5 protein-coding genes are annotated in these 10,624 nt (G+C 69.5%); 3 read left to right on the top strand and 2 right to left on the bottom strand.

Going from position 1 to position 10,624, the window contains the following annotated elements; all coding sequences use genetic code 11:
* Positions 1–511 precede the first annotated feature (511 nt).
* Positions 512–1,681, top strand: a complete 1,170-nt coding sequence (locus ACFCLZ_RS36335) for a cytochrome P450 (RefSeq protein ID WP_380282174.1) — start codon at positions 512–514, stop codon at positions 1,679–1,681.
* 113 nt (positions 1,682–1,794) lie between these two features.
* Here the strand turns inward: ACFCLZ_RS36335 and ACFCLZ_RS36330 are convergent, their stop codons facing one another.
* On the bottom strand, positions 1,795–2,124 hold the full coding sequence (locus ACFCLZ_RS36330; RefSeq protein ID WP_380282173.1) for a hypothetical protein: 330 nt from the start codon (positions 2,122–2,124) through the stop codon (positions 1,795–1,797).
* Positions 2,125–2,746: 622 nt separating this feature from the next.
* Between ACFCLZ_RS36330 and ACFCLZ_RS36325 the strand changes: the two genes are divergently transcribed.
* Positions 2,747–4,027, top strand: a complete 1,281-nt coding sequence (locus ACFCLZ_RS36325; protein WP_380286386.1) for a zinc-binding dehydrogenase — start codon at positions 2,747–2,749, stop codon at positions 4,025–4,027.
* Between the two features lie 190 nt (positions 4,028–4,217).
* Here the strand turns inward: ACFCLZ_RS36325 and ACFCLZ_RS36320 are convergent, their stop codons facing one another.
* Complete coding sequence (locus ACFCLZ_RS36320) at positions 4,218–10,268, bottom strand: RHS repeat-associated core domain-containing protein (RefSeq protein WP_380282172.1); 6,051 nt, start codon at positions 10,266–10,268, stop codon at positions 4,218–4,220.
* Between ACFCLZ_RS36320 and ACFCLZ_RS36315 the strand changes: the two genes are divergently transcribed.
* Positions 10,258–10,521, top strand: a complete 264-nt coding sequence (locus ACFCLZ_RS36315; RefSeq protein WP_380282171.1) for a hypothetical protein — start codon at positions 10,258–10,260, stop codon at positions 10,519–10,521. The two genes, ACFCLZ_RS36320 and ACFCLZ_RS36315, sit on opposite strands and share 11 nt — an antisense overlap.
* Positions 10,522–10,624 lie beyond the last annotated feature (103 nt).

Here is a 10,624-nt window from a genome sequence, read left to right as displayed (position 1 = left end):
ACGCTCTTCGAGGAAGATGCACTGGTGAGCTGAGCTTAGGGGCCGAGGCGATGATCGTCCCGCCGCGCAAACGAGCATGGCAGCAACATCACGCCATCGCCATAGGCCAGGCGAAGGCTGTCTCAAACGAAGCACATCACAACGTCATATGCCCGCGTCCCACGCCCTGCACCGCCACGACCGGGCCGGGTTCATGGGCACCGTCGACGCCGCCGGTGACAACGTCCTAGAATCCCATTCGCACTCGCGCAGAAGAACGTCCTCGACCGTCATCCAGCCACCCGGGAAGACCTCCGTACGGCGATCACCACCCGGATCGAGCGAACCGACCACCGGCGCCGCCGACAGCTCCGGCCGAACCGTTTGCCCCCACCGACTTCGAGACGATCGCGAAGCGCCACCGCCCCCGGCGGGCACACACCCCAGCTGTCACCGATCCGTGCACCGGTCCCGGCCGTTCGCGCCCGGCACCCGGCGCCCGAGTTTGATGACATCCAGTCAGGAGGCAGCGATGCGAGCCACGTTCCCCCTCACCACACCGCACCACCTCGACAACGAGCCCGAAGCCGAGGCTCTGCTCGCGCAGGCTCCGGTCGTCCTCGCGACGATGGGTACGGCCGACGTCTGGCTCGCCCTCTCCTACAAGGCGGTGCGCCAGGTTCTGAGCGACAGCCGCTTCAGCCGGGAGGCTGCCACACTTCCGGGCGGCCAGCTGAAACTGTCCGTCGCCGCCGACCCGTTGCTGATCTCCAGCCTGGACGGCGAGCGCCACGCCCGGCTGCGCAAGCTGATGTCGCAGGCGTTCAGCCCACGCATGGTCGATCAGCTCGAGCCACGCGTGCAGTCCATTGCGGACTCCCTGCTCGACTCCCTCGATCCAACCGCGGATCTTGTGGCAGGCCTCTGCGCTCCACTGCCGTTGATGGTCATCTGCGAGCTGCTCGGCGTGCCCTACTCCGAGGCGGAGGCCATCCGCAGGTGGACCAGGCGGCTGTTCGTCACCAACATCACTCCGGACGAACTGCGGGCCGCACAGGGCGAGATGCAGGACTGGCTCGCCGATCTGGTGCGTCAGAAGCGGGCGCAGCCGGACGACGGGTTGATCTCGGCGATGGTCGCCGCCAACGACGAGGGCGACCACCTCACCGAACCCGAGCTGCTGGCCAACCTCGAAGGCCTGCTGATCGCCGGCCACGAGACGACTGTCAACCAGCTGGGCAACTCGCTGCTGACCCTGCTGCGCCACCCGGACCAACTCGCACTGCTGCGGTCGTCACCGGACCTGATCGGACCGGCGGTCGACGAACTACTGCGCTACAGCAGGCTCTTCACCTCGGCCGAGGTCCGGGTCACGACCGAGCCCGTCGATCTGGAGGGCGTCGAACTGGGGGCGGGCGAACCGGTGCTACCGGTCATCGTCGCGGCCAACCGCGACCCCGCCGTGTACCCGGACCCCGGCCGCTTCGACATCACACGCGAAGGACCGGCAGCCCACCTCGCCTTCGGACACGGGCCGCATTTCTGCCTCGGCGCGATACTGGCCCGCCGGGAGATGCGGGTGGCGATCGGTTCCGTGGTGAAACGGTATCCGGGACTGCGCCTCGCCGTTGACGAGTCCGAGCTCACCTACGTGCCGGAACTGGTCTTCCGCGGCCTGCAGGCGCTGCCGGTCACCTGGTGAGCCGTCGTCTCTCCTACCGCAGCCACGGGAACCGGACGGCATCGACCGGCCGGGGCACGACACGACCGATGCGGACCAACGGGCGCCGCCACCCCATCACACGTTTCCGCATTTCAGCGCACCCGCCCTCGCGCCTTCAGGGGCGTGGTGGGCAACGCCGGAGCGAGCGGTCGGTCGCCGTCGTAGCCGTGGATGACGCAGGGCCGGGTCGGCCACGGCACCGTGTTCCCTCGGGTGCGCGCGGTGTCGAGCAGCTCACGCAGGCGAAGCTGCTGCTGGCGGGTGAGCACGGTGGGTGGCAGGGCGGCGATCCTGCGGGAGAGGGAGGTGAACTTGTCGAACACCGGGAAGCCCAGGGCCCTGGCGGTGGGGATGCCGTTGCGCAGCAGCCACAGGGCGGCCCGGGCCTGACGGCGTGCGGCTTCCGGGGTGGTGCCGGGCACATGTGATCCTGCGAGACACTGGCCGACGCCCCGCCGGGGTCGCCGGACTTGACCTGGATTGTCTGGAGTACGACTCGGTGAGGCCCGCGCTAGCCGACCAGCCCGAATCCGGTGGGGCTCCGGAGCTCCCACCAGGGCTCCCGCGCGGCTGGAAGCCCCACGTGCCGAGTGGAAGGGCCATTACACCTCCGTCCGGCAGACGCAGCGCAGCGGGCGACACCGCGGGATCGGCCGAAGGGCGATCAAGAGCTTCAGCGAGGCCTAACAGGTGTGCTGCTGAGCACCCTGCTGATACTCCGGGCCCAGTGCCAGTTGCGAGTCCTGCTGTTCGTGGATCTGCTCCGGCGTGGCCGAGGACGGACGGCGCTACGTCGCCCTCGGCCGCGGCGGCGGCTACGCCGAGACGACCGTCGTCCACCGCAGACTCGCCTTCGACGTACCGGACGACGTCGCCGACCACGATGCCGTCACCCTGACCCTCCAGGGCAACACCGCCTGGCACCTACTCTTCACCGACCTGCGCGTGACGGCCGAGGACAAGCTCCTGGTCCCGGCCGCGGCCGGCGGTGTCGGCTCGCTCGCCGTCCAGCTCGCAAAGCACGCCGGCGCGAAGGTCGTCGCCATGGCCTCCAGCGAGGAGAAGCGCCGCACCGCCGTCGGGCTGGGCGCGGACGCCACCGTCGACTCCTCCACCACCGACGCCCTCACCGAGCGGATCCTCGACGCTGCGGGCGGCCCGGTCAGCGCCGCCCTGGAGATGACCGGCGGCGATGTCTTCCACGCCACGCTCGCCGCGCTCAGCCCGCGCGGCCGGATGTCCGTCTTCGGGGCCGTCACCGGGTCGGAGGGCCTGGTGCCCATCACCAGCCTGCTCGCCGCCTCGAAGGCCGTCAGCGGCTTCTGGCTCCCCAGCGCCTCTACCTCACCCGCACACACCTCAAGGACTCGATGGCCGCGCTGTTCGCGGCGGTCGCCGAGGGCTGGCTCAAACCGCTCAACGGCCCGGTCTACAAGCTCGGCCGGGCCCGTCAGGCCCACCACGACCTCGCGGCCCGTCTCGCCGCCGACAAGGTCGTCCTTGACGCCACCCGCTGACCGGCCACTCACCCACACCTCTCGCGCACCCGCGCCCGACGGGCGGACCTGCTGCTCGAAGGTGTCCCGGTACTCCTCGGGCTTCCAGTCGATGGCCAGCATGTCGATCAGCTGCTCGGCCGTGGTCGGCTCCTGGCCCTTGAACGCTGTCTTGCTGTCGGGGAGTTCGGGGCTCTCCGTGTGTGGGTCGCGGCCTTCGTCGCTCCAGTGCATGGTGTGCAGCTGCAGCATCCCGGCGACGGAGCTGAGCGCGGTCAGGTACTCCTTGCCCCGCATGCTGAACGTGCACCCGCTGAAGAAGAGCAACCTCGGCGACTCGGCCGACAACGTCATCGAGACCTACACGGTGGACGCCTCCGCCCAGCTCGCCGACGGCACCGGCTCCGGGTGCAGGACATGTACCGCGGCGACTCGGGCCGCATCGACGGCTGGAAGCTCGTCCTCTGATCGGCTTCCCACCCGGGTGATCCGGCCGGCGCACCTCGCCGGCCGGATCACTTCTTGCCGGTACGGCGCGGTCCGGCGACGTACGGTGAGCGCGCCGCTGGAGCCCGCCGTGACCGCCGTCGAGCCGAACTGCCCGGGTCGCCCGACCGCGCGGACGGCAAAGAACGTCACCGTGCCCGAGCCCTGGCCCGGCGCTCGTCCCGCCCGCCGTGGTGACCGCCGGGCTTCGCCCGACGCGGGCGACCGGGCCGACGTGATCTCATATGCCGTCCTTTCTCGGTGTCGTGACCGGGTGCCACTCGCTACGAGCCGAGGGACAGTCCGCCGCACTGATCTACCGCACAAGGGACTCACTTCATGATTGGCGTAAAAGTCGGACATAAGTAGACCGGTCCACTCGTCGCCGACCTCCGGCGAGGCCGGTCCGGATGTGGTCGTCGTAGCCGTCGTGGAGGCCGCCGTGCCGCGTGCTGTCGTAGCAGGTGCAGGACGACCGGCGCAGGCCCGACCCCGCAAAAGGGCGGGGCCGGGCCTGCGGTGGGTGCACTCGGTTATCGAAGGAGCTTGTAGCTCGGTGCCGGCTCCAACTTCATTCCGGCGGTCGAGGGCAGGATGGCGAGCTTCTCGCCGACCACCTCGGTAGTCCTGTAGGTGTTCACGACCGTGTAAGCGCCGTACGTGATCGACTCGGTCCTGGTCGTTGTCTGCTTCATCTGCACCATGACGACCTGCTGGTCGTTCTGGTCCTCACCCGCCTTCACGGCGAGGGTCCTGGTCTGTCCCCTCGAGTTGCTGCTTCCCCAGCCGAAGCTGCCGGTCCCCGAGATCTCGGCTTGGATCATCCTGATGTCCGCGCCGAACGATGTCCCGATCTCGTAGTTGTGCTCGAACGAGTTCTCCTTGTCGAAGGTGACCTCGATGCTGAACGTCTCACCGGCGATGCTCTGGCCGACCAAGGACCCCTGGCTCATGTCCGCAGTGGCGTCGCCGACCTTCGTCGTGCTCATGATCGGGACACCTTCACCGCAGAACGCCTGGATCTTCTTGCAGAGCTCCTTGATCTGCGCGGGCGACAGGTCGTAGAACGTGGTCGGCTGCGTGGTGCCCTCCTCCAGGCCGACGCACTCGTATGTGACGCAGTGAGCGGTGTCCGGGCGCGAGGTGTCGGTCTTCCCGTGCGGATACGAGGCCTGCTTCGTGGTCGAGCCGGAGCCCGAGCCCGATCCGGACTGGGACCGGCTCGTCGAGGACGTGGGCGCCTGCGTCCCGTTGCCCGACGGGGCCGGCGTCGGCGTCGAGGTGGCCGGGGTGTTCGTACCACCGGTCTGCTCCACGCAGCTCAGGGTCGTGCACCACGATCCGTAGAGCCCGCTGGGGTCGGAACGGCTGAGCGGGTTGCTCGCCGCGTAGCTGTACCCGCCGATCTGCTGGGACTCGGCGCCTTCGAAGAGCGGGTCCAGGCTGATGAAGCGCCCGGTCAGCGGGTCGTACTGGCGGACGCCCAGCGTGGTGAGTCCGGTGCTGGTGTCGTGGGGCTTGTTGAGGAAGCCGCGGTTGTCGAACCAGGTGGCCGCGGTACCCCGGGCGGCGCCGTAGGGGGTGAACTGCCGCCAGGTCGGGGTCTGCGCCGTGCTGTCGAGTCCGAGGGTGGCCGTCCCGTGCGGGTCGGTGATCTCGAACTTGTAGTCGACGCCGGCCCCGGTGCGCACCGCGGTGCCGCCTCCCGGCAGCGGGAGGTAGCGGACGCCGCTGGTGGTCGATCCGGTCAGGGTGATCTGCTCGCCCGGCAGGTACAGCGTGGTCGAGCCGGGGTTCTTCTGGAGCAGGACCTGGCCGTCGGCGTCGTAGACGTACTTCGTCTCGCCTGTCGGGCCCGCGACCTTCGTGAGGCGGCGGGCGTCGTCCCAGGTGAGGGTCTGTGCGCCGGTGGCCGGGGTGGTGCGCTGGACGGTGTTGCCCGTGGTGTCGTAGGCGAAGGTCGATCCGTTGCCGGCGGACGTCAGGGTGTGGGCCTGGTTCGACCCGTTGCCGTTGTAGGTGTAGGCGGTGGTGGTGTCGGCGCCGCCGGTGGTGGAGTGCTCGGTCTGACTCGTGCGGTTGCCCAGCAGGTCGAAGCTCCACTCCGTCCAGTAGGCGCCGCCGGCTATCGCGTCGCCGACCTGGGAGCGGCTGAGCGGGGTCGGGGCGGCGGCGCAGGAGTCGGTCGCCGTCCACGCCTGGGTGAGGCGGTCGAGCTGGTCGTAGCGGTAGCACTGCGTCTCGGTCGTGGTCCCCATCCGGGTGGACGTCTGGCGGGTGATGTTCCCGGCCGGGTCGTAGTCGTAGTGCTGCTTGTCGACGTCGCTCGGCGTCCCCGTGTTCGACCGCGAGACCAACTGGTCGGTCAGCCTGCCGGTGTGCGGGTCGTAGGTGTTGGTGATGTAGGCGAGGTTGCCGCCCGCGCCGAGCGTGCTCTGCTCGACCCGCCCGTACGCGTCGTAGCTGGTGCCCTGCGCGTACCCGATGTCACCCACCGCGCCGAGACCGTTGGGCAGGTCGAACGCGGTGGCATAGGTGCGCGTCACCTTCTCCAGCGGCAGACCGCCACCGGCCGGTGAAGTGTCACTGTACGGAAGGCCCTTGACCGCCGTGTAGTCGTGCGTGAATATGTACGACTTGCCGAGCTGAGTGCCCTCCGTGGCCGAGGGGATGGTGATGGTCTCGCCCAGGGACTTGCCCATGACGGTGAATCCGGACGCCTGGGTGACGTAGGGCTGACCGCCGTCGTACGAGGTGATGGTGGTGGGGTGCCCGATCGCGTTGGTGACGCCCGCGACGTTGTTGTCGTTGTCGTAGACCCAGGAGGCAAGCCGGTTCGCGGTGCTCTTGGCCGCGAGCGTCGCCGCGTACGTACCGGTCCTGCGGTTCAGCGCGTCGTAGGTGGTGCTGACGCTCTTTCCGCGCGCGTCCGTCGTCTGGACCAGGTTGCCGACCGCGTCGTACTGGTTGGTGGTCGTGCCGGCGTCCGGGTCGTTCCTCGACGTCACCTGGCCGAGCAGGTTGTACGTGGTGGTCCAGGTCGAGCCGTCGGCGGTGACGGTGTTCTGCCTGCGGTGGCCGTCGAAGCCGTAGGTGATGGCCTGGCTGGTGCCACCGCTGATCGTGAAGTCGCCGGTGAAGGTGTTCGCGGGGGCGTTCACGGTCGGCCGGACGCTGTAGTCGTCCACCTCCACGGTGCGGCCCAGCGGGTCGACCACCGTGGTCTTGACGGTGCCTCCGGCCGGTGGGACGACCGTGGTGCGGTCACCGCCGTGGACCGTGGTGGTGACCTCCTTGGCCTGTGCGTACTGGTACGACGTGGTGATCAAGGTCCGGCCCAGCCCGTCGAAGGTGGTCACGACCTGGTCGGGGATCTTCGAGTCCTGCGGCACCGAGGCGACCGACAGCGACGGGGCGTGGTCCGGGTCCCAGTAGGTGTTGTTGGTCTTCCACACCCAGCCGTGCGAGTCGTAGAACGACTCGGTGATCAGGCGTCCGTCCCTGGGCGTCGGCGCCTGGGTCTGCCGCTGGCGGCCGAGCGAGTCGTACATCGTGTACGAGGTCACGTACCCGAGCGAGTCGTTCAGCGACTGCGCGGTCGTCCCGGACACCCCGCTCTGCGAGAGCGTGTACGCGTAGAGCGTGTCGGCCGGCCCGCTGGTGGGCCTTGAGTTCCTCCACAGCGCCACCGGCCGCCCCAGCGCGTCGTAGCGTGCGGTGGTGAGGACACCGTTGGCGTCGGTCGCGGTGAGCTTGAGCCCGCGCGCCGGCGCCAGGGTGCTGCTGCTCTTCTGGTTCTTGGCGTTGGTGACGGACCGGCCGGTCGTCAGACCGACCGAGTTCGTCGTGTAGGCCGTCGTCGTGGCGTTGCCGTTGGCGTCATAGGCGACCAGGGGGCGGCCGTAGCCGTCGTAGGTCTGCCGCTCAACGGTCTGCCAGGTGAACGAGCCGCCGGTGTGGTCGCTCGCCTGCTGCCCCATGGTCGCGTTGCCGGTGGTGGGCGCGGTGGTCTGCGGGAACGTGGTCGCGTAGGTGCTGTCGTCGTAGAAGGTGCGGGTGGCGGAGACCACCTGCGCCGGACGGTTCACCGAGGACGGCGCCCCCAGCGTGTTGACCGAGCCCGGGACGGACGCCGGCGCACCCGCGATGTAGCCGGAGCAGGCGACCGAGTCCGTCTCCCGCGAGGCCACCAGGCCGACCAGGTTCTTCGCCGTGTTCGCCGGCGCGTAGGTCGTGGTGGCGCAGGAGTCATAGGCCGGGTCGACCGGCACGGTGTGCGTGTACGTGGCCGTCGCGAGACCGAAGTCCGGGTCGCCGACGGTCGCGTTGTAGCTGCTGTCGGTCTCGGTGTAGCGCCAGCCGGAACCGACGGCCTGCCGGGCGAGGACCTCCACCGGCCGGACCAGGTTCGCGGTCAGCGCCGGAAGGCCGGTGCGCGAGCGCGTCGCGGTCGCGGGCGAGACCCAGTAGGAGGTGATGGCCGAGCCGTCGACGTTGCCGCCGTCGCCCTTGAACGAGGTGGCCTCCAGCTCGCTGCCGGACAGCCGGTCGCTGTCGGTGTGGAGGCCGCCCTGCGAGTCCGTCACCGTGACGCTGCGGGTGCTGGTCGCGGTCAGGTAGTCCCCGTCCATGCCCCGGTAGTAGGCGGTGGTCCTCTTCGTCCTCGGGTTGTTCGCCCCGTCACCGGTGCGCACCGTGGCGGTCGCGTAACCGCGGAACTGGCCCCAGGTCCGGTCCTTGGCCTTCACCACCTCGTTGTCGTCGTAGTGCCACGCCGCACCGCCGCCGTACTCGTACGTCGTCGCCTTCTGCAGCGCACCACCCGTCGCGTCCGCCTCCAGCACCTGGGTCACCGCGTACTTCTGGAACCAGTCGGTGATCGGCGCCGTGTAGAACTTCGGCGTCCACCGCACCGGGTAGCACGAGTTGGTGTTCGAGGAGGGGTCGGCCGAGGCCACGTAGGCCGCAGTGCAGGGGTTGGGCAGGCCGTAGGTGATACCCGTGACCGCGCCCAACTCGGTGGTGATCGACGTCAGCCGGTAGCGGTACATGCCCGGGTAGTCGGCGGTGTCGACGCGGTTCTTCATCGTGGTGCCCGCGAACTTCACCGGCGGCATCGGGACCGTCCCCGAACCGCCGGCCGAAGTGTCGCTCGCCGTCCGCGTGATGGACGACAGCCAGAGCGTCGGCGAGGTACCGTCACCCGTGGGCGGCTCGGTCTGCGCGAGGTCGTAGGTGTCGATCGTCCGGTACTGCGAGGACGCCGTGTCGTACTGCTTGGTGGTGATCTGCTTCAGCCGCACGGTGGAGAACATCGACGGCGACTTCGGCGTACAGGTCGCGCCCTGGTCGCAGATCAGGTCGAACGGCACGTCCGGGTACATCGTCGCGTTGTTCGCCGCCGAGATCGGGTCGCACGTCGCCGCCACGCAGCGCGAGCCCGTCGTGAACGACACCTGGTCGGGAACGGTGCCGAACGCCCCGCCGTCCTTGAAGCCGTAGTCGATCCGTGACAGGTAGGAGTCGCGCACGTACTTGGTGTTCGACCCCCCCTTGTTCTGCCCGTAGTAATTCGTGTCCTGGGTGTAGTAATAGGACATCGCGTCACCGCGGACGTCCTTCACGTAGTCCAGGTGCCACTTGTACGCCATCGTGCACACCGAGGCGTCGAAGCCCGAGGCGTTGTGGCACGGGTCGCCCGGATGCGCGGAGTACACCGGCATCGAGTCCACCGAGTTCGTGACCGGCTTGCCCGCCGACCATCCCGGCAGCTGGTTGCGCCCGAAGTAGTACACGGTGCCCGAACGGTCCGTCACCGTCCAGTAGTCCGTGTTGTACGTCCCTGTCCCGTTGTTGGAACCGGTGACGTACTCGACCTTCGAGCCGTCGTCGTTCCCCGGAGTGAACGTCTTCTTGTCCGCGTCCCACACCAGGGACGTCGAGGATCCGCCCAGGGACAGGGTGAGGACCGGACCCGCGTAGCACTGGTCGCCGGTGGACTTCGGCGAGGCCGAGCCCTCCGGGTCGTCCGAGCAGCTGACGAAGGTCTGTTCGACGAACGAGTCCGGGGTCGACCAGCCGTCGCCCACCCACGAGGCCTGCGCCTGCGTGCTCGCGGTCTTCCCGTCCACCACGGCCGAGTTGTAGACCAGGTTCAGCTGCGGGACCACGGTCGTCGTGGCGCCCGGCGCCGCCAGGGGATAGGCGTAGGTGAACGAGCCGGACGAGCCGCCGGCGGTCCAACTGCCGCTCGGACTCAGCGTGCTCGCGGAGTACGAACCGGCGTCCCCGCCGTCCCCGCCGTCCGTGCCGGTGGCGGCGAGCACCAGCGGAGCGGAGGCCGCGATCGCGGCGCCCAGGTCCACCTCGGCGGAGACGGCCTTCCCTGCCGCGTCACGGTCGGTGACCAGTGGAGTCTGCACCTGGCAGGCCGCCACCTCGGGCGTCGTCGACGCACAGGCCGGCAGCGACACGAGGCGCAACCGCGAGGCGTAGTTGCCGCCCAGCGCCTCCGCGAACGCCGAGTAGTCGACACCGACCCGGGCCTTCCCGAGCGCGCCGCCGCCTTCCACCGTGAACACCACGCCGGACACTCCCAGCCGGGTGCTCCCCGCGTGGTCCAGCACCTTCACGTCCACACCGGACGCCGACGAGCCCGTGCCCGACTCCACCCACACCGGGGTGCCCGCGGCACTCGCCCTCGCACCCGGCCCGGGCAGCTCGGCCCGACCCGACGCCGCACCCGGCCACGCCGTCGCCTTCGGCGAGAACACCCGCTGGGCGTCCCCCGAGACCTCGGTCCTCTTCACGTCGAGGGACTTCACCTCCCTCACCTGAGCCGCACCCGAGGCCTCGGGACGACTCGGCTCCACCGGTGCCGCGAACGCCGGCGCGGTGGCCAGCGAGGCGATCAACGCCGCCGTGCAGACCGCCCCCAGCG

Source organism: Kitasatospora purpeofusca (assembly GCF_042691725.1).
Taxonomy (GTDB): domain Bacteria; phylum Actinomycetota; class Actinomycetes; order Streptomycetales; family Streptomycetaceae; genus Kitasatospora; species Kitasatospora purpeofusca_B.
Note: the sequence above shows the minus strand (reverse complement) of the source record. Positions and strands in the feature narration are given on the sequence as shown.